Source organism: Polyangium sp. 15x6 (assembly GCF_029960785.1).
Classification (GTDB): Bacteria; Myxococcota_A; Polyangia; order Polyangiales; family Polyangiaceae; genus Polyangium.
This window is the reverse complement of record NZ_JASBQE010000116.1, coordinates 12,137-35,965: the sequence shown is the minus strand read 5'-3', so window position 1 is coordinate 35,965 and position 23,829 is coordinate 12,137. Positions and strand designations below refer to the sequence as shown.

18 protein-coding genes and 1 tRNA gene are annotated in these 23,829 nt (G+C 66.8%); 9 read left to right on the top strand and 10 right to left on the bottom strand.

Translation table 11 applies throughout. From position 1 onward, the window contains the following. The first annotated feature begins 143 nt into the window (after positions 1-143). A tRNA-Arg gene (locus tag QHF83_RS45660) sits at positions 144-217 on the top strand. A 684-nt stretch (positions 218-901) separates the two neighbouring features. On the opposite strand, the gene QHF83_RS45655 is transcribed toward QHF83_RS45660, so the two are convergent. After that, positions 902-1,906, bottom strand: coding sequence for a hypothetical protein (locus tag QHF83_RS45655; protein WP_282424420.1), 1,005 nt, complete (start codon positions 1,904-1,906; stop codon positions 902-904). 225 nt (positions 1,907-2,131) lie between these two features. Here QHF83_RS45655 and QHF83_RS45650 point away from each other — a divergent pair, with 225 nt between their 5' ends. Beyond that, positions 2,132-3,835 (top strand): GMC family oxidoreductase N-terminal domain-containing protein, encoded by a 1,704-nt coding sequence (locus QHF83_RS45650; RefSeq protein ID WP_282424419.1) that lies wholly within the window; start codon positions 2,132-2,134, stop codon positions 3,833-3,835. A 428-nt stretch (positions 3,836-4,263) separates the two neighbouring features. After that, positions 4,264-4,983, top strand: a complete 720-nt coding sequence (locus tag QHF83_RS45645) for a YciI family protein (protein ID WP_282424418.1) — start codon at positions 4,264-4,266, stop codon at positions 4,981-4,983. A gap of 201 nt (positions 4,984-5,184) precedes the next feature. Here the strand turns inward: QHF83_RS45645 and QHF83_RS45640 are convergent, their stop codons facing one another. From QHF83_RS45640 to QHF83_RS45610, 7 genes are all read right to left on the bottom strand, one after another. After that, entirely contained in the window at positions 5,185-6,723 is a 1,539-nt protein-coding gene (locus QHF83_RS45640; RefSeq protein WP_282424417.1) for a restriction endonuclease subunit S, read from the bottom strand. Further along, the gene (locus tag QHF83_RS45635) at positions 6,720-8,141 is read right to left on the bottom strand and encodes an N-6 DNA methylase (RefSeq protein WP_282424416.1); all 1,422 of its coding nucleotides are present in this window, start codon (positions 8,139-8,141) and stop codon (positions 6,720-6,722) included. Before QHF83_RS45635 ends, QHF83_RS45640 begins: the two co-directional genes overlap by 4 nt. 103 nt (positions 8,142-8,244) lie before the next feature. Next, positions 8,245-8,901 (bottom strand): hypothetical protein, encoded by a 657-nt coding sequence (locus QHF83_RS45630; RefSeq protein ID WP_282424415.1) that lies wholly within the window; start codon positions 8,899-8,901, stop codon positions 8,245-8,247. 15 nt (positions 8,902-8,916) lie between these two features. Continuing rightward, a complete protein-coding gene (gene hsdR, locus QHF83_RS45625) occupies positions 8,917-12,327 on the bottom strand; it encodes a type I restriction-modification system endonuclease (RefSeq protein WP_282424414.1) in 3,411 nt (1,136 codons plus the stop codon). Positions 12,328-12,469: 142 nt separating this feature from the next. After that, complete coding sequence (locus tag QHF83_RS45620; protein WP_282424413.1) at positions 12,470-12,955, bottom strand: lectin; 486 nt, start codon at positions 12,953-12,955, stop codon at positions 12,470-12,472. Between the two features lie 268 nt (positions 12,956-13,223). Then, a complete protein-coding gene (locus tag QHF83_RS45615) occupies positions 13,224-14,159 on the bottom strand; it encodes a cupin-like domain-containing protein (RefSeq protein WP_282424412.1) in 936 nt (311 codons plus the stop codon). 142 nt (positions 14,160-14,301) lie between these two features. Further along, positions 14,302-14,700, bottom strand: coding sequence for a hypothetical protein (locus QHF83_RS45610; protein WP_282424411.1), 399 nt, complete (start codon positions 14,698-14,700; stop codon positions 14,302-14,304). Positions 14,701-15,048: 348 nt separating this feature from the next. Here QHF83_RS45610 and QHF83_RS45605 point away from each other — a divergent pair, with 348 nt between their 5' ends. Together QHF83_RS45605 and QHF83_RS45600 are read left to right on the top strand one after the other, a co-directional pair. After that, positions 15,049-15,225, top strand: a complete 177-nt coding sequence (locus QHF83_RS45605; RefSeq protein ID WP_282424410.1) for a hypothetical protein — start codon at positions 15,049-15,051, stop codon at positions 15,223-15,225. Between the two features lie 66 nt (positions 15,226-15,291). Further along, positions 15,292-15,543, top strand: coding sequence for a hypothetical protein (locus QHF83_RS45600; RefSeq protein ID WP_282424409.1), 252 nt, complete (start codon positions 15,292-15,294; stop codon positions 15,541-15,543). A gap of 115 nt (positions 15,544-15,658) precedes the next feature. Here QHF83_RS45600 and QHF83_RS45595 read toward each other — a convergent pair whose 3' ends face one another. Together QHF83_RS45595 and QHF83_RS45590 are read right to left on the bottom strand one after the other, a co-directional pair. Further along, positions 15,659-18,499, bottom strand: coding sequence for a DUF3160 domain-containing protein (locus QHF83_RS45595; RefSeq protein WP_282424408.1), 2,841 nt, complete (start codon positions 18,497-18,499; stop codon positions 15,659-15,661). Between the two features lie 41 nt (positions 18,500-18,540). Continuing rightward, the gene (locus QHF83_RS45590; RefSeq protein WP_282424407.1) at positions 18,541-19,044 is read right to left on the bottom strand and encodes a hypothetical protein; all 504 of its coding nucleotides are present in this window, start codon (positions 19,042-19,044) and stop codon (positions 18,541-18,543) included. Between the two features lie 88 nt (positions 19,045-19,132). Between QHF83_RS45590 and QHF83_RS45585 the strand changes: the two genes are divergently transcribed. From QHF83_RS45585 to QHF83_RS45570, 4 genes are all read left to right on the top strand, one after another. Continuing rightward, a complete protein-coding gene (locus QHF83_RS45585; protein WP_282424406.1) occupies positions 19,133-19,777 on the top strand; it encodes a hypothetical protein in 645 nt (214 codons plus the stop codon). Between the two features lie 90 nt (positions 19,778-19,867). Continuing rightward, positions 19,868-21,721 (top strand): HAMP domain-containing sensor histidine kinase, encoded by a 1,854-nt coding sequence (locus QHF83_RS45580; protein WP_282424405.1) that lies wholly within the window; start codon positions 19,868-19,870, stop codon positions 21,719-21,721. Beyond that, positions 21,718-22,446: a response regulator transcription factor gene (locus QHF83_RS45575; RefSeq protein ID WP_282424404.1), complete on the top strand. Its 729-nt coding sequence runs from the start codon at positions 21,718-21,720 to the stop codon at positions 22,444-22,446. Before QHF83_RS45580 ends, QHF83_RS45575 begins: the two co-directional genes overlap by 4 nt. Positions 22,447-22,556: 110 nt before the next feature. After that, a complete protein-coding gene (locus QHF83_RS45570) occupies positions 22,557-23,810 on the top strand; it encodes an AgmX/PglI C-terminal domain-containing protein (RefSeq protein WP_282424403.1) in 1,254 nt (417 codons plus the stop codon). Positions 23,811-23,829 lie beyond the last annotated feature (19 nt).

Genomic DNA, 23,829 nt, shown 5'->3' with positions numbered 1-23,829 from the left:
CTGGTCCGGGTCCAGGGGTGGACAACCCCTGGTCGGGGTCCGGGGTGAAACCCCGGCGCTACGCTGCACCGCGAACACCCGCTCGAAACGGTCTGGTCAGATGACCTGCGACCGTTTATGCTCGCGTGCGAACGCGAAAGCGAGCGCCCGTAGCTCAGCTGGATAGAGCGGCGGCCTTCTAAGCCGCGGGTCGCAGGTTCGAGTCCTGCCGGGCGCGCTGCCCAGTCCTCCGTAAAATCAATCGGTTACGGGCCCTCTCGGTAGGGCCCACCGTCCCTCCACCACGAGCCGGCGAGAGGCCCTCTCGGGCCTCGCTCAGGCAAGAGGTGGGAAACGAACGGCCCCTCCCGAGGCTGGGCCCTCTAGCGCCCTCCCTGGGCTCCATCCCCTACCCTCCTGAGCCTTCACGGGAGCCCGTGACGCTGACGGCTCCCTGTCAAGGGGGTTCGTCGGGGGACGGGCCGGGGGTGCTCTCCCAGGTGGCCTCACGGTGTGCACGGCAAAGCTCACCAGGTAGGGGCTGGGGGTCGGAGCCCCAGCCGGATCCTTGAAGGCACCACCGAAGTTCGAGAACCTAGCTGACGTGCTCTCCCGGAACTGTCGCGTAAGGAAGCGGCCCTGGAAGCCGCCTTGGCAACCGGGGACCTGGAGACGCAGAAAAGAGTTGCTCGGTGTAGGCGGTGCAAACGATCGTGGAGCAAGGGGGACCTTTCATCCGTAGCTTCTTCAATGCTCGAACCGATGACGAGCGTGCCAATGCCATGATTTCAATGTAGAAGAATATCGAAACAGCTCACGGATCTGCGCACGACTTCGAGTCGCCGGTGGCGCAGCAGCTTCGTATCTACGCCGGCAAAATGATTGAATCAGTACGGTCACTCCGTAGCCGCAGTAGAAGCGGTCACGGGATCGTGCCGGTGAGCTGCACGCCCGCACCGTCGTTCGACACGCTGGGCTGGATGATGACATTCGGGGCCGGGGGACTCGGACGACTGGCGATGCCGATGCCCATCCCGATGACTCCGAGCCCGAGTAGCACGCCGCTCGCGGTCGCTACGCCTATCCACGGCTTGGCTGCCTCATCCGATTTCGCGTAACTCGCTTGCACCAGACCCGTCACGAGCCCCCCCACGCCAAGCCCGATCCCGATCACACTCCCGATGATGAGCTTCGTCGGCCACGTAGGCGAACCGTCCTTCGTCCCCGTCGTCGACAGGTTCGCGTTGACGCTGAAGTTCACGGGGCGGCTAAAGCCGATAAAATGGGTCTCATATTTAGGCTGCATGGCGATGGAGAGCGGCTTCCGTTCACGGGATCCGACCTCCACGGTCGTCTGATTCATCCAATAACCGAGCTTCGCCGCCTTGATGTGGTGCTTCCCAGGTTCGACATAGATTTCGGAAAAATAGGGCCACTCCCGGACGTCCTCCCCGTCGATCGTCACGCGCACGTCGGGCACGTTGATCCGGATGACGATCTGCCCGAGGTCCTTCTTGCAATAAGTAAGGACCTCACGAAGCAGCTCGACGGGGCGCACCATGGGATAGTGAGGGGTCCAGGCCTGGAGAGCGACCTGGAGGTTCCTCGCGCAGGCGAGCAGGTTTCCCGCCCGCGCCTCCGCGAGCCCCAGCTCGGCGTAGGTGTTGGTGTACGGCTCGATTTCCCAGGCGTCTCTGTACTTATCGAGCGCCTCCGAGGTCTTCCCCTCCTTTTCGAGCGCCTGGGCCTCCCGGAGCAGGGTCAAGGTCTCCGGGAACCACGTCGACAGGGCCCGGCCCGACGTGAGCGTCGCATAGGGGATCTTGGGGGGATCGGTCGGAGAGGCGTCCGACGTGGGTTCCGCCAGCGCCGATGACGAGACGGAAATCGCGAGGAGGACCGTGCTTGCGAGGAGTAGGTGTTTCATGCAGGCGAGCCTACCCCCTGGATCACCGGCCGGTCAAGACAAACCCGCTCCGCGGACGAACCTTTGATGTTCGCGGGCAAACCTCCGGTTCGTCCGCGGAGCAACGGTCTTCAGGTGAAGGCGGGCCGCGAGATGGACGGACCGTGCCGGACGGCTGCACCGGGACCGCGCGGTGCAATGGGGCGCCCCGGTGCCAGCCGGTTCGCAAGATGATAGAATGGTGCGATGAAGCGACCTTCAAGGGCTCCTTGGCGTGCTGACCTGCCCGCATTCGCCGAGCGCGCAGGCCTCTCGCGTCGAGATCTCCTCAAATTCATCGGTGCATCGTCGCTCTACGCGATCGGCGCGCGCTCTCTCGCCGGTTGCAGCGTGGACGAGACGATCTCGCCGCTCCCCGAGGTCTATGACTACGTCGTCGTCGGCGCCGGATCCGCCGGGTGCCCGCTCGTCGCGCGCCTGCTCTCGGAGCCGGGCGTCACGGTGCTGCTCGTCGAGGCAGGCGGCAGCAACGATCGCGAGGACATTCGCAATTTCACTCAATCGTGGAAGCTCACTCGGCCGGACTCCGGGGTCGATTGGGGTTATAAGTCCGAACCGCAGCCCGAGCTCTTGGACAGGGCGCAGTCCTACTCCGCGGGCAAGGTGCTCGGAGGATCGAGCTCGATCAACGGAATGGTCTGGGTACGCGGCCATGAAGACGATTTCGATGGCTGGGCTGCCCAGGGGTGCACGGGCTGGGGCTATGAGAGCGTGCTGCCGTCGTTCATGACGCTGGAGACCTACCTGGCCGGCGATCCCGCCTACCACGGCACAATGGGCCCGATTGTCCCGACAGCGGAGTTTACCTCGAAAAATGAGCTCTCCAAGGGCGTGCTCGATGCCGTCATGAAGTTGGGGTATCCGCTGAACCAGGATTACAACGGCGCCTCGCCCTACGGGGTCGCGTTTACGCAGCTCAACGTCGACGTAGAGACGGGGGCTCGGCAGGACGCGTTCACGAAGTTCGTAAAGCCGCTCCTCTCGAATCTCAACCTGACGATCAAGACGCTGGCGCGCGTCAAGCGCATCACATTCGATGCAAACCGGAAGGTCGACAAGGTCCTCATCGACGTGAATGGCGCCGAGATCGCCGTCCGGGCGAGGCGGGAAGTCGTGCTCTGCACGGGCACGGTCAATACGCCCCAGCTCCTCATGCTCTCTGGGATCGGGAGCGCCGACGAGCTCGCAATGCACGGGATCGAGCACGTCGCCGACGTGCCCGGCGTCGGGCAGAACCTGCAAGATCACCTGATCTCGGTGGTCGTCAAGAAGCTCAGGATGCCGAACGCGCCGAGCCACATCACGACCATGGACGTATCGATTTTCACGAACGGAGCGCCCGGTGCCGTGAACGGTCCGCCTCGGTTCGAGGTCCAGTCGTATTATATGCGCTACGGCTGGAGCGACTATCCATCGGAGGCGCTCGCGCTCGGCTGCATCAACCTTCACCCCACGAGCCGTGGCCAGGTCAAGCTGCGCTCGGCCGATCCTCGCGAGGCGCCAATCATCGAGCCGAATTTCCTGGGCACAGCGGAGGACTGGGCCACGCAACTCGAGGGCTACAAGATGATCCGCCAGATCATCAACGCCCCGGAGCTCCTGGCCTGGGTCGAGGACGCCGAGCACACGCCGGGGCCGACCGTGGTCACGGACGATCAGCTCAGGGAGGCGTTGCGCAAATACTCCGAGGCCGATTTTCACCCGGTCGGCACGTGCAAGATGGGCGTCGATCCGAGCGCGGTGGTAGACCCGGAGCTCCGCGTGCGTGGCGTGACCGGCCTGCGCGTCGCGGGCGCGGCGATCATGCCGACCATCGTGTCCGGCAATACGAACGCGGCCTCGATGATGATCGGAGACCGCTGCGCGCGGCTGATGCTCGGCAAAGGGTAGGCGATCGGCCAGCGGCGCCCCGAGGACCCCGCTGCCTCGGCGGCGGCGTTTCGGAGGAGGAAGCCCCGCGAGCAACGACCTACAAGGCCGATCAGCGCATGCTCATCCTGGGGACGCCGGAGCGACAAGCGTCGGGCGGGTTGGTTATGCCGCGTCGATCGTCGGGCAGGCAGATCCGTTCTATACGAGCACCAACTGGGAGAACGTGACCGTCAAGGATTTTGGCGAGGGCCTCCCGAGGACGACGGGTGCGTCGACGACGTCATGGTCTCGCAGGAGTCGTCATGCACAGCGTTCTCGGTTGACCCCGACGCGAAGAAAAAAAATGCTCCCCCGTGTCGATCCGGCGCGCCCCCGTTCGTCGCCCTGCTGAGCGCCGGGGTTCCTCCCGGTGACGACCCCCGTAGGGTACCAAGGAGAATGTGGACATGCGTTTCATGATCATGCACAGGACCGACGCGCAAACGGAAGCCGGCGCGATGCCGAGCCCCGAGTTCATCGCGCGTGTGGGGCAGTTGGTGGGGGATTTGGTCAAGACGGGGGTGCTACGCGACGGCGAAGGGCTCCGCCCGAGCTCACAGGGCGTTCGGCTCCAGTTCGCCGGCGGCCGGCGCACCGTCACCCGAGGGCCGTTCAGCGCGGCGAAGGCGGTGCCCGCCGGCTTCGCGATCCTCCGCCTCGCGTCGCTCGACGAGGCGATCGGCTGGGTTTCGCGCTTCGCAGAGATGATCGGCGACGTCGACATCGACATCCGGCCCGTGACGGAGGAGTGGGACCTCGGCATGGCGCCGAAGCCGGAGGGACTCACGACGACGCGGTACATGGCGGTCCACTGCCACGACGCGGCGGAGCGCGGCGCGCCGCCCACGCCGGAGCTGATGGCGAAAATGGGTCGCCTCATCGAGGAGATGAGCCAGGCCGGCGTGCTGCTCGCGACCGAGGGATTGCAGCCGAGCGCGAAGGGCGCTCGTATCGTGTCGGCCGGCGGCAAACATACGGTGATCGACGGGCCGTTCGCCGAATCCAAGGAACTGATCGGCGGGTACGTCATCGTCGATGTGCCGTCGCTGGACGACGCCAAGGACCTGGCGCTCCGCTACGCGGACGCCATGGGCAACATCGAGATGGACATCCGCGCGCTGTCCTGACGTCGGTCGGGTGCCATCAGCGCTGCTCTTCGACGGCCCTCAGGAGCGGCTCGTTCCGTGGCGCGCGCGAACGGAGGGCCGCCCGCAGCGAGGAGTCGCGCACTTCGGAGACCCGGGGACAAACCTAGGCTGAGGACGGGGGTCCGCCAAGGCAAACCTCTCTCGAAGCCCTGGCCATGCGGAGGGAGGGACGCAGCTTCCCTACTCGACGCTCGCCGCCCCGCCGTTCCGCCCCTCGGCGCCGCGCCGCTTGCCGCCCTTGGGCTTCTTGCCGGTCGGCTCTGCGGCCTCGGTGCGGAGGCGTTCGAGGAGGACGGAGGCGGGTTCGTCGGTGGGATCCTGGGGGACGAGTTCGCCGCGGAAGGCTTTGGAGAGGATGGCTCGATCCAACGAGTTCAATTCCAGCAAGCTCTGCTTAGCGGTAAGCAGATGCCGCTCGGCCAAGCTGAACAATTCTTGCAGCCTCCGTTCGATTGCCACACGTTCCGAGGCCGGTGGGATGGGTATCGCCACATCCCCAAGGATCTCAAGGTTTATATTCTTTTGCGCGGTCCCAGGGGCAAACGCAGAGATGTCTGCCCTAACGTGCCTAACGTAGAATTCCAGATACTCCGGCGACACGATTGACCGATCGACGGTCACACCAACAACGCTATCAGGAAAGCACGCATCGATATTTAGCACGCCCGAATTAGCAATGTTCGCCGCAATCGTTATACACACAGTCCCCGCACGAAACAATTTGCTTTGCGTGAGACCGGTCTCATTATACGTCTGGGAGTATTTGCTAATCGTACCACCCGATTGTGCCACATCACCTGTTTGAATGAACGGATAGGAACCGCCAAACAGAGCCGGATCGTTCCGCGGACGATGTCGAGAGCGGCCGCGTTCCAGGCTCCCACATTCGGGCAAGCGCACCCACGCCCACCCCTCCGGCAACTCCGGCAGCTCACTCGCATCGACCGGCTCCGGCTCCTCGTACTTCTCTTTCCACCGATCATCCCCCGGCACCTTCCCCTTCGCCCGCATCTTCGCGAGCTCCGCCTCCTCCCACCGCCGCCGCCGCTCGGTGCGGATGCGCTGGAGGAGCACCTCGGCCGGCTCCACGTCGGGGTTCTTCTCGCGCCACGCGGCGGTCAGATCCCCGCGGAACGCGGCGGCGAGCACGGACTGGCGGAACTGTTCGAGGAGCGCGGGGACGGCATCGAGGGCTTCCTTGGCGCGACGGCTCCGGGCGGTCAGGGATTCAACTTTGGAGACAATCAGGCGTTGGTGCACCAACGGAGGGAGAAGAATCTCTGCTTCCCGGATTTGTTTAAGTACCAACCGCCGAATCGCCGACCCGTTCATGTTGCCGGTCATCAAGGCAACCGTCTCGGGGCTGTTGAGCCAATGCTTCAGGAAGTGGGGGTCGAGAAGATCCCGCCGCGGCTTTAGCAAGGCGACGCTGGAGAGCAGGGAAAAAGGCCGCTCCAAGTGATTCACTGCGGCAAGCCCTGTCGTAACCCCATCCTTTATGTACAGCACGTCTCCTTGCTCAACGGGGCACCGGGCATAGATCTCGCGGTGAACATCAGCCGACACATAGGTGATATCGGAAATGTCCAATCCCCATGGCCGAATATTCTTGGCAGTGACGTAAAGAAACGGACCGGATTGCCCGTTGGGTGGAGAGTGGTGCGTACCGTCCGTAACCAATTGGCACGCGTCGCTCAACCGCAGATTCAGCCAGGTCACGTTCCGCCCTCCAGCTCCGCCCGCAGCCCCTCAATCTCCGTCACCGCGATCCGCAACTTCTCCAAAATCTCGTCCGCGATCTCCTCCGGCTCCGGCAAATCATCCGCCCCCCGAACACTCTCATCCTTGAGCCACGCAATATCGAGGTTGTCCCCCCGCCCCCGAATCTCCTCCCGCGAAAACTTCCGGAACCGCCCCGCTTCCCCCTGATCCTTCCGCTTGCTCTTCCCGAGCGGATCCTTCCCGAACGCCGCCTCGAACTCCCCAAAATGCTCCCGCATGAGCGGCGTCCGCTTCCCGAACGAAGGCATGTTCGCCCGCATGTCGAACACCCACACCGCCTTCGTGTGGCCCTTGTCCGTCGCCCCGCGCGTGAAGAACAGAACGTTCGTCTTCACCCCCTGCGCATAAAAGATCCCCGTCGGCAGCCGCAGGATCGTGTGCAGATCGCACTTCTCCATCAGGTCCCGCCGGATCTCCGTCCCCGTATTCTCTTCGAAAAGCACGTTGTCCGGCAGCACCACCGCCGCCCGACCGCCCGGCTTCAATCCCCGATAGATGTGCTGCAAGAACGCAAGCTGCTTGTTCGACGTCGGATACGTAAAATCGTCCCGCGTCGGCAACCCCCCGCCCTTCTTCGTGCCGAACGGCGGGTTCGTCAGGATCACGTCCGCCTTTTCGAGCTGCGTCCCCAGCGACGAGAGCGTATCCCCGAGCGAAAGCTCGCCCTCGATGTCGTGGAGCATCAGGTTCATCAGCGCGAGCCGATGCGCGTCCGGCACGAGCTCCACGCCGTAAAACGCCTTCTTCTTCTGGAACGCCTGCTCCTTCGCGTCGAGCGTGAAGAGCTGGTCCGTCTTGCCCTTGATGTACCGGTCGGCCGCGATCAAAAAGCCCGCCGTCCCCGCCGCCGGGTCCTGCACCTTTTCCCCCGGCTGCGGCTGCACGAGGTGCACCATCGAATCGATCAGCGGCCGCGGCGTGAAGTATTGCCCGGCCCCCGACTTCTTCTCCGCCGCGTTCTTTTCGAGCAACCCCTCGTAAAGATCCCCGAGCCCCTCGGTCCGCGCCGAATACCAGTCGAGCTCGTCGATCGCATCCACGAGCTTCTTCAGGTTCCGCGGCACCTTGAGCGACGTCGTCGCGTTCGCGAAGATCGCCTGCACCCGCCCCGAGCCCTCCGTGCCGAGGTGCAGGAGGAGCGCCCGATAAAAGTTGAGCTGCTCGACCCCGTCCTTCGCCTCGAGATCACCCCACCGATACCCCTTCGGCAGGTGCTTCTCCTGGTCCGTCTCCTTCATCATCTTGAGAAAGAGAAGGTAGGTCAGCTCGGTGACGTACTGGTGGTAGGTGATGCCATCGTCTCGGAGGACGTGGCAGAGGTTCCATAGCTTCTGGACGATGTCGGTGGTGGACATGGCGGGGTAGTTGGGGCGGAAGAACTACGCCAGTCCGGGGCGGAGGTCCAGGGGGACGCGAACGGCCCGTCTCGGTCTCACGCCCTTGTGTGCAGCGCTGCTCTTAGGCTGTCGGGCTGCCTTCGTCGCCGAGGGCTTTGCCCTCGAAGTAGCTGTAGACGCGGTCGCCCACGATCTTGACCTCGGCGTAATTCCAGGTGCCTCCGATGACACCGCCGACGATCGGCAGGGTCTTCGTGATGATGCCTCGCTGGGTCACCTTCAGGCCGAAGTATTTGAGCATGATGCGTTTGAATTGCTTCAGCGTCTCCTTCGTGAGGATTTTCTTGATGGCTTGGCGGCTCGTGCCCATGCCACCGCGAATGGCGAGCTCGCGCATGAACTCGGACGCAGCTCGACTTCCCATGATGGGTACGAGCAGCTCGTACGGCGGCTCCCCGTCGTCGAGGTACCGTGGATCGAAGAGGAGCGCGATCCTCGCGGCCATGACGACCTCAGCACGCAGCATCGCGCCTACGTCGCCAATCGCTGCCGGAGCCGCGACCCAAGGGTTCGCCGGCAGTCCCGTAACGACTCCACTCCCAACGCCCCACCAGCGCGCGCGGCCGATGATCTTGTCCGCCAGCTCGCGCCTGTTTCTTGTGGGGTATTTCCGCGCGAGCTCGTTCACGAAGAACAACTCTTCGTCACGATCGACGGACATTGCCCAATCGAACGCTTTCCGAATCAGACTGTCATTTGACTTGTCGTCGTCAGCCATTGTCGCCTCCCCTCATCACCCCGCGTCCTTCCAGACCTCCTCGCGCAGATCCCCGAGGATCGCATCGAGCTTCCCACCGAACACCTTGTCGAGGTGCTTGAACCCGCCGTTCGACTTGAACGCCTCGCTCTCGTCGATCGTGTCGCGATCCACGACCCTCTCGCGCTCGAGCTGCTTCCCGATGCGCTGGAGCCATTGCCGCTGGATCGAGGTCCAACCCGGCCGCGCGAGGATCTTCGCCGTCGCCCGTGCGACGCGCTCGTCGTACGGAACGAGCGCATTTCCGAGCGCGGCCTTGCGGATGTAGCCGATGATCGACGCTGCAAAGTCAGCGTTCGAGGCCTGCCTCCACGCCGTTTGCAAGGCCGCTTCCGTGTACCCCTTCGCGTCGAGCGCGAGGAGGAGTTCGCGTAGCGCAGCGCGCGTGAGGTCCCGCGGGCGCTGCGTGACGACCACGAGCGCCGGTATCTTGTTCATGTTCTCCCGCAGGAACGCGGAAAAACTGTCGAGATAGTCCTCGGGGCGCGTCCCCTTGCCATACCCGACCTCGACCGCCACGACCTGATCGGCATGGTCGGAGACGAGAAGCGGCCGCGCCTCGCCGAACCGCCCATCGAGCAGCGGCACGAGATACCCATGCTGCCCGAACCACGCCGCAGCCTCCTCGGGGCTCTGCCTGCGAAGCATTGCGGCGAGGGACGACGGAGGCATCGACGCGATGCCCTCGAAGCGGGAGAGGTCTTCCCCCTTCAAGGCCGGCGCCCGGCGCCGGAGCTTGGCGACGAGCTGATCGAGCGCGAGCCTTCGCGCCTCGGGATCCGCGTGCCCGAGCTCCGCGACGAGCTGCGCGAAGGTGACCGTCGGCGAAGGGGCGACGGGCTTCATCTCCGTGTACTGCTCCAGCGCGTCGTAGAGCTCCACGGCGTCGAAGATGCGGAAGACCGTTTTCCCGATCTCCGGGCATAGCCGCGTCGCGCGGCCGAGCATCTGCTCGTAAAGAATGCGACTCTTCACGCGCCGGAGAAAGACGAGGTTCGAGATCGGCGGCACGTCGATCCCCGTCGTGAGCAGATCGACCGTGATCGCCACGTTCGGCAGCCGCTCGTTCTTGTACTCGCGGATCCGCTGGAGCGGCTTGTCGCTGCTGCCCGTGATCTTCTTGACCGCGTCGTTGTCGATCGCGCCGTACTTCGCGGTAAAGGCCTCACGAAGCAGGCGCTCGACGAGCTGCGCGTGGTCGTCGTTCACCGCGAAGACCAGCGTCTTCGCGTCGCCCATCGGGTCGATGTGGTTCGCCAGCTCCTCGCAGACGGCGCGGTTGAAGTTCTCCGTGATGACGGCGCGGTTGAAGCCCTCGATTTCGATCTTCACCTCGTCCGCGAGGTGGATGAGGTCGAGCTGCGCCTTGCCGGGATCGTAGACCTTGACGTCCTCGCCCTTGGCCCACTGGATCCCCTTCTGCGCGAGCTCCGTCACGATGCGGATCGGCGGCTCGTGGTCGACGAGCATCCCGTCGATCACGGCCTCGCGGTACGAGTAACGGAACGTGGGATCGCCGAAGATCTCCGTCGTATGCAGCGCGGGCGTGGCCGTGAGGCCGATCTTCACCGCGTCGAAGTGGTCGAGGACGCGCCGGTATTTCGAGATGTAGTCCTCGAAGTCACGAAAGCCGAGCTCCGTCTCGGAGAGCTCCCGATCGAGCGTGTAGCCGCGATGGCATTCATCGACGACGAGGCAGTCGTATTGATCGACCGGCGGGACGTCCGCGGGATCCGTGGCGTTGAGAACCCGCTTCACGAGGCTTTGCACCGTGGCGATGTGAAGCTTCGTGTCGCCCTCGGGCTTGATGTCCCCGAGCTCCTTCATGTCGAAGATCTGATGGAACGTCTGCAGGTTCTCGAGCCGCGTCTCCTTGAACGCATCGCCCGTCTGCTCGCCGAGCGCGCTTCGATCGACCAGGAAAAGCACGCGGCGGAAGCGCTTCGCCTTGATGAGCCGATACACGAGCCCGATCGCGGTCTTCGTCTTGCCGGTTCCCGTGGCCATGGCGACGAGGCAGCTCGGGGTTCCCGCCGCGATCGCGGTCTCGACGGCCTGGATCGCACGGATCTGATAATCGCGCAGGCCGAGGTAGCTGGTCGGCTCGCTGCGGAGCTTGTCGTGGGCCGCGTCGACGTCCTGCTTCGTCAGTGCCTCGAGGCCCTCGGGCGAATACCAGCCCTGGAGCGGCTTCTTGGGATTCTGGTCGCGGCGGGCGTCGCGGAACCAGATTCCGCTCTTTTCCTTGATCTGTTCGAGGTAGGGCCGGCCGTTCGTGGCGAAGAGAAACGGCACCCGGTGCTTCAGTTTCCCCCACGGCCCCCCGGCGAACTCCACGCCGTCCTTCGCTAGGAGGCCGACGCTGTACCGCGCCGACTGATCGAGCTTGCCGGCGACGTCCTTGTGGAACCGCTTCGCCTCGACGACGCCGAGGGCCGCGGTGCCGACGAACAGCACGTAGTCGGCCCGGCCATTCTCCGTGGGCCACTCGGCGATGGCGCGATTCTTCCCTTTCTCGGGCCGCGCGCCGCGCTTGTAGGACAGCCGCTCCGAGTCGACCTCCCACCCGACCGCGCGGAGCTGCTCGTCGATGAGCCGACGCGTCGCGGCCTCGTCGAGGTAGACATCGCGCGAGGCCTCGGCCGCGCGCGTGAGGAGCTTCGTCGTCTCGGCCGGGGCGGCGGCGGCCCTGGCCTGAAGCGCAGCCAGCTCGGCCTCGATCGCGGCCTTCTGCTTCGCGACGGCCTCCACGTCCTTCGCGCGCCGCGCGGCCTCCTCGGTGGCGAGCGCCTCCCAGAGGGCCCGATCCTCGGCCTCCTTCTGCGCGATCTGCTCCGCCGTGAGCCGCTTTCGTGCCTCCTCCTCGGCCGCCGCGCGCATGGCCTCGACGTCGACCTTGCTCTTCGCGAGCTCCTCGCGCAGCGCCTCGAGCTCCTTCGCGAGCGCCGCGTCGTCCTTCGGCCCGGGAGGCGGAACGAACGGGCCGGGATCGAACTTGCGATGGTTCCCAAACGCGCGCTGAAACCAGACGCCCAGCTCACGAGCCATCTTGAGCTGATGCAGGGCCTCGTGATGGGAGCCCTGGACCTCGTGCGCGGCCTTGTTCCCGATGATGCGCAGATCGTGGAAGAGCTGCTTCGTGCGGACATCGAGCGCGCCGCGGTCGTGAAGCCGGTTGATGAGGATCGCCTGAGTGTCCTCGGCCGGCGACGTGTAGAGCCCGAGGCGCGCGGCCGCGTGCTTCGCGAGCAGCTCCCCGAACTGCCGAAGCTTGATGAGGCAGGTGTTGGGATCGTCGGCGAAGTACCGCTCGGCCTGGGTGCCGAGGATCGCCAGGAGCGGATCGTGGTGCGCGAGGTAGGCGAAGTTCGGGGAGGCTGTAGGCATCACGAGGTGTCCAGGCCTGGAGAGAGGCAAGCCTATGGAACATCACGGCGTGAGCGGATGGAACCGAAAAGGAACGGCGAGGGCCCGATCGCGCCAGAAGACGAGCGGCACGTCGACCTGCACGCTCTCGGCTCCTCGTGAATCATAGCCAGGTGTTCGTCGACCAGAGCGCGCGCCCTTCCAGCGAATAGATGACGACATTCCCGTCATCTTGAACAATGAGGTAGGCGCCCGGGTGACCATGCGTCCCCGTGGCCCAAACGGCTTGTCCACTGTGCGCATAAAGTACCAGATTGCCGTCCCCTTGCATGTAGCAGCCTGTGATGGCTCGGCCGTGCGTGCCCGAGGCCCATCGAGCTTGGCTTCCACCCCGGATGTACAGGACGAGGTTCCCGTCATCCTGGCACACGAAGGAGTGAATACCATTGCTGGAAGTCAGGGATTCGCCTCTGGCGAGGTGCTCATTAGGCTGCAGCCTATCCCGCGCCTCAGCGATCGACGCAATGGACATCAGTACAACGATGCCGACAACGGAAAGTGAACCACGGTTCATCGGTTGTTCTCCTGATTTTTGGCTGCCGTGCTCGGGTGCCTGCCGCCACAGGACGTTGTGCGATGCGGTATTCACGTCAACGCAACCGTGACCGCGCTCGCGACGTAAAGTCCGGAGAACACGCTCGCAGGCCGCGGAGCGTCGAACCCTTTGGCTCGATCGCGCGCGCGATTTGAATGGATGGTAACACCCCCCGCACGTTCTACATAACTTTCGGCTGTCCATGGGGTGAGGGCTTTGGCCTCACCATCACCGTAGAGCGCCGCGATCGCCGGCAGCGCAGCGCGGACCCGCGGGGCTACCGGGAACGGCGTGAGGCTTCGAGCCCGGGCACTCGCCCCTCTCAACCGAGCGATTCGCGCTGACGCAAGGGGCGCCCCGGCCGGTAGTCGTAGCTGCCCGGCCATCGAAAGCCCACGACGGCGAGCGAGAGACTCGGAGACAAACTCCATACCTCATGCCACCAGCCGACCGGGATGAAAAGCGCATCGCCCGGCTCGAGCTCCACTTCATGGACGAGCTCCGGGTGGACGCGACGAACCTCGTCGCTCGAATGCGACGCGTAAAAGCCCGTGGCCGCGTCCGCGACCATCGCCACGCTGGGCGGCACCAAGGCGACGCGCTTCTTGCCGAGGATCTGGCAAAAGAAGTTGTTGGTCCCGTCGTGGTGCAACTTCGTGTGCGTGCCCTTCGGCCCGAGCCAAAAGGAGACGGAGCCACGGCGCGGCGGCGGAAAAAGATCGGGGGGCAGCTCGAATTCCTCGATCAATTCCCCGATCGCGGTGTCCTCGAAGACCCGATTGCGCGCGACGAGGTAGACGTCGTCGTCGACCGCGTTCGTGACGATGTCGAGGTAGTCCCCGAACGACATCTTCGCCCGTAGCTCCGTGAATTCGAGATCCGGGCGCGCGTGCTTGGTTCGACCGCGAGCGACCTCGATCTCCACGTCGGCGAACCGTCGCCGGAGGTCCTCGAAGCGAAAACGCGGGGGCCGCGGCCATTGCTCCACGTACCCTCGCACGACGAGAGGAGCATTGCCGAGCCAGTGCTGGCGATGGAACACGTCGGCGGGCGGGCACCACGAGACCTCCACGACCGCGCCTGCATCTCGCCGGACGAGCTCGGGGAGCCGACCTATCTCGCGAGCGCGGGCGCGCTCGTCGATCGCGCGCACATAGGCCGGCGTGATCTGCGAATGCGCGATCTCGTCGAGCGCGTTCCTGACCGCCGCCACGGGAAGGCCTGCCCCGGAGAGCGTCGCCACAATCTCACGGGGCATGACGCCGCGCGCGAGGTTCAGCACGATCCAATCGAGCGCGTCCGGAGAGAGCCTGGTCGCGGCGCGTCGAGACCTCGCGGCTACGTGCGGAGAATCGACGCCGCGCGTCCTGAACCGAGAGATGCCGCCCATCCGGGATGGCTTATTTGGCCTGCGGGGGCTGTGGCGAAATGGCGCCGCCCGCGCCGCCGGCCGGATTGGGTTGAGGCGGGATGGCCCCGCCCGCGCCGCCGTCCCCACCTCCCCCGCCCACGCCGCCGGCCGGATTGGGTTGGGGCGGAATGGCCCCGCCCGCGCCGCCGTCGCCCCCTCCCCCGCCCGGCCCCGGCTGGGGCGGAATGACGCCGCCCTCACCCCCAGCGCCCCCTCCCCCGCCCGGCCCCGTCGAGCTCGTCGTCGGACCCGACGGAGCCTGAGGCGGGATGTCGCCCCCTCCGCCCGTCGTATCACCGCTGCACCCCGGCAAGAGCGCCGCCGTGAGCACCGCGGCTTGCCCGGCGCGGATGACGAGGGACGTGAGCGGGAGCTGGGTCGGTTTCACGCGCTGCATCCTCTCAGATAAACGTGAATCCGGAGAGACGTCAACCCATTCGGGGCATCGGTCCAGAGCCACGTTGCTGTCCTTCGTGCGAGCGGCTGTGTCCTTCGTGCGAGCGGCTGTGTCCTTCGCGCGAGCGGCTGTGTCCTTCGTGCAAGCGGCTGTGCCCACGGCGCACAAGACCCCGCCCTCGGCGCACAAGACCCCGCCCTCGGCGCACAAGACCCCGCCCTCGGCGCACAAGACCCCGCCCTTCCCGCACAAGACCCCGCCCTCGGCGCACAAGACCCCGCCCTCGGCGCACAAGACCCCGCCCTTCCCGCACAAGACCCCGCCCGCGGCGTCGTCTACGTGCCCGAGAGAGCGCGATTCCGCGGGCTCTTGGAGCTGCCGGAAGGCGCGGACATCGGCAAGGCGAGGGTGAGCGATGAAGTGGGGCACGTCCTGGTCACCGCCGTTTTCGTGCCCGTCTTGGTCGTGGGCTGCCGTCCGCGTGGCAAGTATCGCGTGCGGTTCGTGCTGTCGTGACCAGCGGTTTCTCTGTGATACCAAGCAGCCCTACTCCTTCCAATCCTGGAAGAAATAAGACCGACGATGCAAACCCAGAAATTGCAATGGATTCCCCCGGAAGGCGGCGCCGCGCGAACGATCACGGTGACCATCGGCGCCCCCGAGCCGCAGGGAGAGATGTACGCCGCCGTCGTCGACATCGCCGGCTTCGATGAGCCATGCACGAAGCGGATCTACGGCGCAGACGCGGAGCAAGCCGCGGAGCTCGCGAGCAAGACCGTCCCCGCCCTGCTCGATCTACGTGCCCGCGGTGGCGCGTTGACGCCGCTCGATTGACCATCCCGCCGACCGCCCCTCCCCGTTCGTCCCTCTCACAAGCTCTTGCGTTTCCCCCTCCCCCGCCGATACCCTCCTACCGGGAACGGCACATCGAGCAGGCGGCCAGAGGAGCTCATTCGTCGCGGACCTCTTCGATCACCGGCGGCTGGGGCGCTTCCCAGGCGCCTCCGATGACGAATCGGAGCGTCCCGACGGGCCGGAATCCGTCGCTGCCATCACTCATCGAGAGCACGCTCGGGCTCGTGAAGTAGTCGTACGAGCCTTTCCCCAGCCCCGCGCGGGTCAGGTCCTCGGCACGCACGGACAGCGCCTCGATCGGAGATCGATACCTCTTTCCCCTGGGACCGAACATGGCCGACACGTGCCCCGCATCCGCATCGCCATGCGCGACCTCGGGAAAGAAGAACGGGAAGACCACGAGCCCGTCGTCCACATTCAGCGTGAGCGACGGCGCCAGGGGATCGGCGTGGTGGTCGAGCAGGGCGACCGTCACCGGACCGACAGGGCGATCCGCGGCGAGCACGAGCCGCGCCTCCAGCTTGCCTTCGCGCGTGCATTCGAAAAGATTCACGCCGAGGCCGAGCGGCGGCTCGGTCCACGGTTTTGCCGCGAAGCTCTCCCGGAACGGCGCGCGTTTGCCTGGGCTCTTCCTCGCGGCCTCGTCGTCGAGACGCGCGGCGATGGGCCCCGTGAGCTCGTAGCCTCGCGCGACGGGGCCGACCATCGCACGCGGCTCGCCGCCCGTGTCCACCACGAAGACCCCGAGCCGCGGAGATTCCGTGCCGAGATACGCGACCTTCCCCGCGTTCGTGAGCGTGAAATAATCGGCGACGAGCTCCGGCGACCGGCCCGCGCCGTCCTCGCGGTCCTCGAACATGTCGTAATACCAGCCGGTCCATTTCGGCGGCTCGCCGCTGTCGGCGTATCCACCCTCGGGGATGTACTCGGCCACCATGCCGAGCCACGTGGCCTGCGCCGCCGTGGGCGCGCCGCGCGCGAGCTCCGTCTTCGTGATCGTCGAGAGCACGCGGAGCACGCGCAAGAGCCCGTCGAAGCCCCCGCCCGCGACCTTGCGCAGGCGCTCGGTATGCTCGAGCAATGCGGCGTAAAACGGCGCGAGCGGCTCGACGTAGGCGTCCGGGATGGCGCATCCATAGGCATCGTACCCCTGCCCGTCCAGCAAAACGAAGATGTGCCGGAGCTCGGCATACCCCACGAGCGCCGAGGAGAGCCGCAGATCCGCGTAGGCGTCCCGCTGCATGAACGAGGGCAATCTTCCCTTCGGCTCCGCGGCGAGCGCGAGCACCGCGCCGAAGAAGCTCCCTTGTACGTCCTTGCTTTGCTTCGTCCGGCTCGCGACCTCGGCGCGCGCCGCGTCGAGCGCGCCCTGCAAGCTCGGGTATCTCGCGAGGTCCTCCTTCAAATACGCCGCCGCGCGATCGTGGCCGAGCATGTACCCGACATCGGCCGCGCCGAGCTCGAATCGATCGGGCACGGCGTCGTGGACCAGCCGCTCGAGCGGCGCGATGTCGGGCGCGATGCGCGGGCCGATGACCGTCGAAATCACGGGCAGATCCGTCACGCCCTGGGGCATGAAATGGAAGCGGGCCGTGCGCCGGTATCCCGTACCGATCGCGACCTTCAGCTTCTCGGGCGCCTCGGGGTCCGTCACCTTGATCCCGTGCTTGTCCATGAGCTTCAGGAGCTCCGGCATCCCGACGTCCTCGCGTCGCCCGCCGAAGGCCGTGTAGATCTCCTCGAATGCGGCGAGCTCGCCGAGCGCCCCCGAGCGACGGAAGAGGTCCGCGAGCGCGAGCGCGTCCCTCGCCTCGCGCGGCGTCTCCCGCAGATCCGGCGACTCGCCCGGGTGCGAGCTGCGTGAGCCGCGCGAGACGAGGTTCCATTCGAACCGGGAGAGCCACGTGATGGCGCGGAAGTAGGGCTGGAGCGAGGCATACACGTCACCGCCCGCGTAATGCCCCCGCGGCGTGAACTGCGAGAAGTCCATCATCCGCTCGCGGCCGAAGATGGAGATGGGCGCGAGCTCCGCTCTCGTGATGGCCTCGACGATCGCGAGCGCGGCGTCCTTCTGGCCGAACAGGGAGGACGGCTCGTTGTCGTCGTATTCTCGCACGAGCTCGATCGCCACGGCCAGGTAGAGATCGAGATCCTTCCGCGTCACCTCGTCATAGGCGCCCTTCGGCGCGGCGAGGCCTTTCTTCAGCTTTCCGAGCATCGTCTTCAGCGCCGGCGCGAGCCGCTTTCGTTCGGCTTGACCGAGCACGTTGTCGGTCGCGCGGAAAGCGGCGAACAGGATCGGATCGGGCCCGACGTAGAGCGGCAGCTCCTCCTGGAAGATGTCGTGAAACGCGGTCGCATAATCGCTGTATGCGAGACGATCGAGCACCACGAACCCGTTTTTCCGGAGCAATGCCTCCTCGGCGTCGTCGAGGTGCAGGTGCGCGTCGATGCGATCGAGGAACTTCGGCTTCTTCACGCCGTTCCAGGGATCACTCCGCCCCGCGGCTCCACCCGCCGCGCTGACCTTTTTCTCCAGATCGCGGATATGGTCGTCGCTCACGAAGCACGCGTCCGCCCCCTTCGGCGCGACATCGACGCGGTCACAAAACGCGTCCTCCGTGCAATGGGCTTCGACGACCTCGAAGGCCTTGGCCCCGGGGCGCGCGTTCATGGCCGGGACCGTCGTCGGCAACGCGCAAGCCTCCGCCGTCTCCATCTTGCCGAGCGCCAGGAAGGCCGCCGAGTGGTGGGAACCAGGCAAAGCCACGGGCGCCTGGGATGCCGAACTTGCGGAGCTTGCGGTCAGCGCAGCTTGGGGTGTGTTTTTTCCCGGTCGATCGAGCGCCGGATCACCCGCGCGGTGGCAAGCGGCGCCGAGGGCCGCGGCGAGGGCGAAAAGCGCGGTGAGCCGAACGAGCGAGCGGGCGGTCATCCGCCGAGGCTAGCGGAAGCCTCGGTGTCATGGAAGGGCGCTCACCTCCTCGTCCGCATCGACATCGCTCCTTGCCCTCGCGTCGGCCCTTCGGGCGGCGGCAGCATCACCGTCAGTGACTCGATCACCGGCAGCGCGGCGCGGAGCTTCGCGGCCACCGGGAACGGCGTGAACGGCCCGCTGAACCAGAGGAGCAATACGTACACCCCGGCGAACGATTGCGCGTAGGCGAAAGGCTCCTCGTCGGCCAGCGCGACCGTGAAGTGCGCGCCGGGTTTGTCCTTCCCGCGCGGGCGCGCGCGCAGCACGCGCTCGAACATCTCGCCGATCGCGGGGAGCTCGCGAGCGAGCTCGGCCTCCGTTTCCCCGAGCGAGGCGTGCGACCGCCCGGCGATGTCGTCCTGCGGTCGCCTCGACAGACCACAACAGAAGATACTGCCCGAGAGGTCGCAGATGATGGCGTTCGTGGCCCCGACGTCGTGCTGCAGGGACACGAGGCAGCGATGCAGCCTGAGCCACGCGGGGATCTCGTTGGCCGAGTCCATGGTCGCACACCCTACAGACCTGCCGCCCGAGGCACAAGACCCAGGCAGGCTCTCGACCCCCTTCCCCCGTCCGGCGTATCGTGCACCCATGGACGCCCAATCTCTCCTCGATCGGCTCCGCAACGACGACGACGCCGACGAAAAAGAAACCGCCAGATCAGCGCTTTCCGACAATCCCGATCTTCCCGCGGAGCTCCTCGCGTGGGCCGCGCGGGCCGTGAACGAGGAGGTCGCGATCGAGCGCGCCGACGCATCCACGTTTCGCGCCGTATCCCTGGTCGTGACGGACCCCGCCCTGAAGGGACGGCTCCGCTTCGCCCAGGCCGAGCTCATGCATGTGTCGGGCGACTCCGATCAATATGTGCTCGACGCCGCGATCGACGCGGTCGGCTGGGATCCGGACCTCGCGGGCGCCTACGAATTGACCTTCGACAAACTGCGCGGATCGTCCGATCTCGACTGGACCGAAGCATTCGAGAAAATCGGTGGGCGCGGCCTCCCCGCGGACGCCCTCGCCCTCTTGCGCCACCTGATCGAGCGCGCCGAGGCGGGCGTGAGGACAGGAGACAAACCGTATTTCCTGAAGTTCGCCCCCGCGGAGGGAGCCACGCTCGCGGACGTCGAGGCGTTCGTCACGAAGGGCCTCCTCGCCGAGGCCGTCGCGGCTCGCCGCGGCGCCGCGGGGGAGAATTTTCCCACGGCGCGGCGGGCCATTTTCGGGGCCGGCACCTGAAGAAGGCGCTCACGCTCACGAAGACCGCCGCGTGACGACGCCGCGCACGCCGTGACACGGCGGTGACATTTCCATGCGAACCTCTCCCTCGTGCTGACCGAACGCGCCGCGCGCCTCAGGGATCTCCTCCTCTTCGTGACGCTCGCGCTCCTGCCTTCGATCGCGGTGGGCATCCTCGGCCTGCGCGCGATGGAGGGCGAGGAAGCGGCGCAGCGGCGCGAGGCCCAGAGCGCGCTCGACTTCAGCGCCGAGCGCCTCCGCCTCCGCGTCGAGAAGGCCCTCGCGGAGGCCGACGCGGCCCTCGCCGCCGCGCGCTTCGGCCCCGAGCTCCGCGACGCCGAGCAGACCCTCGCCGGCATCGCCCCGCCCTTCGCCGCGCCCTTGCTGCTCGATCGCGACCGCGCCCTCGCCCTGCCGGCCGCGCCTCCCGCGAGCGCCCCCCCGAAGGCCTCGACGGACCATTGCAGCACCCTCGCGGCCACGTTCACCACCACGAAAAACCAGGACACGCGGACGAACGCCCGCAAGGAGCTTCTCGCCGTTTGTCCAGACGTTCGCGGCGCCGGCGGGCGGTTCCTCTATCCCGTCGTCGCGCTCTCCCATCTGTCGGAGAGCGAAGCCCCGGCCCTCGTCTCCTGGATCGAGGGCCATGCGGCGTCCCTCTCCGCCGGGGAGCGCGAGGCAGCGCGCGAGGAGATCATGACGGCGACGGCCCTCGGCGAGCCCTTGCGCGCCCGCGCGCTCCTCGCATTGAAGGGTTCTCCGTCCACGCGTGGCCGCATCCTCGACGCTCTGCGCAGCGAGGAGGCCGCGGCGGCCTTGCGCGGCGGCCCCGATCGCGCCGGCATGCTCCGGTTTCGCGCGCCGGGCGCCATCTTCGTCCTCCGCGCCCTCGACGACGGCCGGCTCGCGGGCCTCGTCGTGCATGGAGATTCCCTCGCCGCCTCCCTCGACGCGGGTCTTCCCGCCATGCCCGCCGGCGAGCGCGCGCAATTCGCACAGGCCGTCGCCTCGTTCGGCGACCTCCGCGGCACGACCCTCCTCGCGCCCGGCCTCGCCATGCACGTCGTCCCCGCCGATCGCACGGCCATCGACCGGCGCGCCGCGCGGAGCCGCCGCGTCCTCGCCGCGATCGGCGGGGGCGCCGTCGTCGTCTCGCTCGGCCTCCTCGCGTTGTTATGGGCGCGCATGCGGGCGGCGCGGCGCACGAGCGAGCTCCGGGTCGATTTCGTCTCCGCCGTCTCGCACGAGCTGCGCACCCCGGTCTCCTCCGTCCGCATGCTCGCGGAGCTGCTCGAAAGCGGTCGCGTCGAGCCCGAGGAGCAACACGAGGTCTTCGAGGCGCTCGCGCGCGAATCGAAGCGGCTCGGCGACACGGTCGAGCGCATGCTCTCGCTCGGCCGCATGGCCAAGGGCCGGCTCGCCGCGGTGCGCGCCGAGGCCGACCTCGCGGCCGTCGCCGACGAGGCCATCCTCGCCTTCGAGGAGCGATTCCCCGATGTCCCCGCGATCGAGCGCGCCATTGACACGCCGGCCCCCGCGCACGTCGATCCGGGGCTCGTCCGCCTCGCCCTCGACAACCTGCTCGACAATGCGCGCAAATACGCGCCCGACGGCACACCCTATCGGGTCGTCGTGCGATGCGCGGACGAGAGCATCACGATCCGCGTCGAGGACCGGGGCCCCGGGATTTCGCGGCGTGATCAGAAGCGGATCTTCGAGCCCTTCGAGCGGCTCGACGACAAACTGAGCCGGGAGACCGAGGGCAGCGGCCTCGGTCTCTCGCTGGTCCGGCACGTGATGCGCGCGCACGGCGGGACGGCGCGCGTGGAGAGCGAGCCAGGTCGCGGCGCGGCATTTGTTTTGGTATTTCCCGGGGGTTCGGGGGCGAAGCCCGGCTCGTCCGGGCGGAGCCCCCGAGCGTTGAATGGGAGGAAAGCATGAGCACGAAAAGCCCCGCGGGGCGGCAGGAGACCATTCTCCTCGTCGAGGACGACCTCGGCTTGCGCCTCGCCATGACGAAAACCCTGCGATCCGAGGGGTTCCGCGTCGAGGTCGCGGGCACCGGCAAGGACGGCCTCGAAGCCGCGCTCGCGGGAAAACCCGACCTCGTCCTGCTCGACGTGATGCTCCCCGGCATGAACGGCTTCGAGGTTTGCCAGCGCCTCCGCGAGGTGGATCCCGAGGTCCCCATTCTCATGATCACGGCCAAGAGCGAGGAGCCCGACAAGGTTCGGGGCCTGCGCCTCGGCGCCGACGATTACATCGTAAAACCCTTCGGCGTGGCCGAGCTCTGCGCGCGCATCGACGCGGCCCTCCGGCGGCGCAGGCGCGCCGAGTCCGAGACCGAGGTCATCCAGATCGGCGACATCACCGCCGATTTCCGCGCCCACACCTTGAGCCGCGGCGGCCAGCCGCTCGAGACGACCGCGCTCGAAATGCGCCTCCTCCGTTACTTCCTGCGCCACGAGGGCACGCTCCTGCCGCGCCAGCGTATCCTCGATGCGGTCTGGGGCGCCGACTACTTCGGCACGGATCGCACCGTCGACAACTTCATCAACCGCCTCCGCGCCAAGATCGAGGACGACCCGAAGAACCCCCGCCACCTCGTCACCGTGCGCGGCGCCGGCTACCGCTTCACCCGCGCGCCGAGCTCCGGAGGCGACTGACCCGCGCCCGGTGACCGAACGGTGACATGGCAGAGAAACTTCGTACAGGAACGCGCCGCATAGTGGTCTCCAGACGGCGCCGCGATGGCAGCCATGCAGGAGGTCTGACGATGAACAATAAACTCGGCCGTGGTTTCGTTCTGGTATCCCTCGCTTCCATGTTCGTGCTCGGTTGCGCGGGTGAAAACGCCGAAGGCACCGAGGCGCCGGCCATTCAGGCGGCGCCGTCGGGCGAGGTGTCCGTCGCGCTGCGCATCGAGCGGGTCGCGCGCGCGCTCGACCGCGGCGAGGACGCGAAGCAGGCGCTCGCCGAGATCGATCTGGCGCTCGCGCATCCTGCCGCCACGGCGACCGAGCGCGACGAAGCCGCGCTCGTGCGCAGCCGCGCCCTCGAAGCGACGGGCGACGCGGAAGGCGCGATCACGGCCGTCGAAAACCTCCTCGCCGCGCACGCGGGCGACCGGGAATGGGCGCTTTCCGCCGAGGCCGAAAAACGCCTCCGCAAGCTGCTCACGGGCAGCGAGGACACGCCGAAGCGCCGCCTCACCCCGGCCGAGCCTCCGGTCTCGATCTTCGCGACCCACCTCGCGAAGTTTTTCCCGCCCGACGCGGGCGGCCGCTATCGCGTGCGCGTCCTCGCGTTCGGCGGCGATCGCAATTTCTCGAGTGATCGGATCGGCACATTCAACGTGGGCGGCGCGATCCGCGCCGAAAAAGAGAAGACTTGCCCGACGTGCGAGGTCAACGTCGACAGCAACACGAATCGCGAAACGTCGTGGGTCGGCATCGTCCGCGCCCGCGCCGAGCTCGCCAGCTCGCTCGTCGTTTATTATTACGATCTCGAAGGAGGCGAGATCCCCGCGCGGTACGACGCGGAGCTGCCGCTGCCTACGGCCGAGATCAAGGCGCGGCTCGCGAAAGGCAAGGGGCTCGTGGCCGCGAAGCAGCGCGAGGGCGCGCCGCCCGTGCTCCTCGTCGCGGCCCCGCGCTTCGCCCAGCTCGACAATGTCGAGACCACGCTCGCCGGCATGGACGAGCTCCCGCTCGTGGCCACGAGCGTCGAGGTGCCGGAGTCGCTCGAAGCCGAGGAGATCCAGGCCGTCGTGCGTAGCCACTTCGGCGCGTTCCGGGGTTGTTACGAGGCGGTCCTCCAGACGAACCCGGCGGCGTCGGGCCGGATCTTGCTCGATTTCAAGGTGGATACCGACGGGCACATGGCGAGCATGAAGGCCACCGCGGAGTCGGCCGCGCTCCAGTCGACGGAGACTTGCATGCGTGACGCCGCGCAGAACTTCGTTTTCCCCGCAGCGACGAAGGAGACCACGGTCTCGTATCCCATCCTCTTCACGCCCGGCGACGACTGATCCGTCGGGCAGGGACAGG

Bases quoted from the DNA above. Each gene is read 5' to 3' on its own strand.
- QHF83_RS45655 (WP_282424420.1), bottom strand. From the start codon at position 1,906: ATGAAACACCTACTCCTCGCAAGCACGGTCCTCCTCGCGATTTCCGTC.
- QHF83_RS45650 (WP_282424419.1), top strand. From the start codon at position 2,132: ATGAAGCGACCTTCAAGGGCTCCTTGGCGTGCTGACCTGCCCGCATTC.
- QHF83_RS45645 (WP_282424418.1), top strand. From the start codon at position 4,264: ATGCGTTTCATGATCATGCACAGGACCGACGCGCAAACGGAAGCCGGC.
- QHF83_RS45635 (WP_282424416.1), bottom strand. From the start codon at position 8,141: ATGTCCACCACCGACATCGTCCAGAAGCTATGGAACCTCTGCCACGTC.
- QHF83_RS45630 (WP_282424415.1), bottom strand. From the start codon at position 8,901: ATGGCTGACGACGACAAGTCAAATGACAGTCTGATTCGGAAAGCGTTC.
- hsdR (WP_282424414.1), bottom strand. From the start codon at position 12,327: ATGCCTACAGCCTCCCCGAACTTCGCCTACCTCGCGCACCACGATCCG.
- QHF83_RS45615 (WP_282424412.1), bottom strand. From the start codon at position 14,159: ATGCCCCGTGAGATTGTGGCGACGCTCTCCGGGGCAGGCCTTCCCGTG.
- QHF83_RS45600 (WP_282424409.1), top strand. From the start codon at position 15,292: ATGCAAACCCAGAAATTGCAATGGATTCCCCCGGAAGGCGGCGCCGCG.
- QHF83_RS45595 (WP_282424408.1), bottom strand. From the start codon at position 18,499: ATGACCGCCCGCTCGCTCGTTCGGCTCACCGCGCTTTTCGCCCTCGCC.
- QHF83_RS45590 (WP_282424407.1), bottom strand. From the start codon at position 19,044: ATGGACTCGGCCAACGAGATCCCCGCGTGGCTCAGGCTGCATCGCTGC.
- QHF83_RS45585 (WP_282424406.1), top strand. From the start codon at position 19,133: ATGGACGCCCAATCTCTCCTCGATCGGCTCCGCAACGACGACGACGCC.
- QHF83_RS45575 (WP_282424404.1), top strand. From the start codon at position 21,718: ATGAGCACGAAAAGCCCCGCGGGGCGGCAGGAGACCATTCTCCTCGTC.
- QHF83_RS45570 (WP_282424403.1), top strand. From the start codon at position 22,557: ATGAACAATAAACTCGGCCGTGGTTTCGTTCTGGTATCCCTCGCTTCC.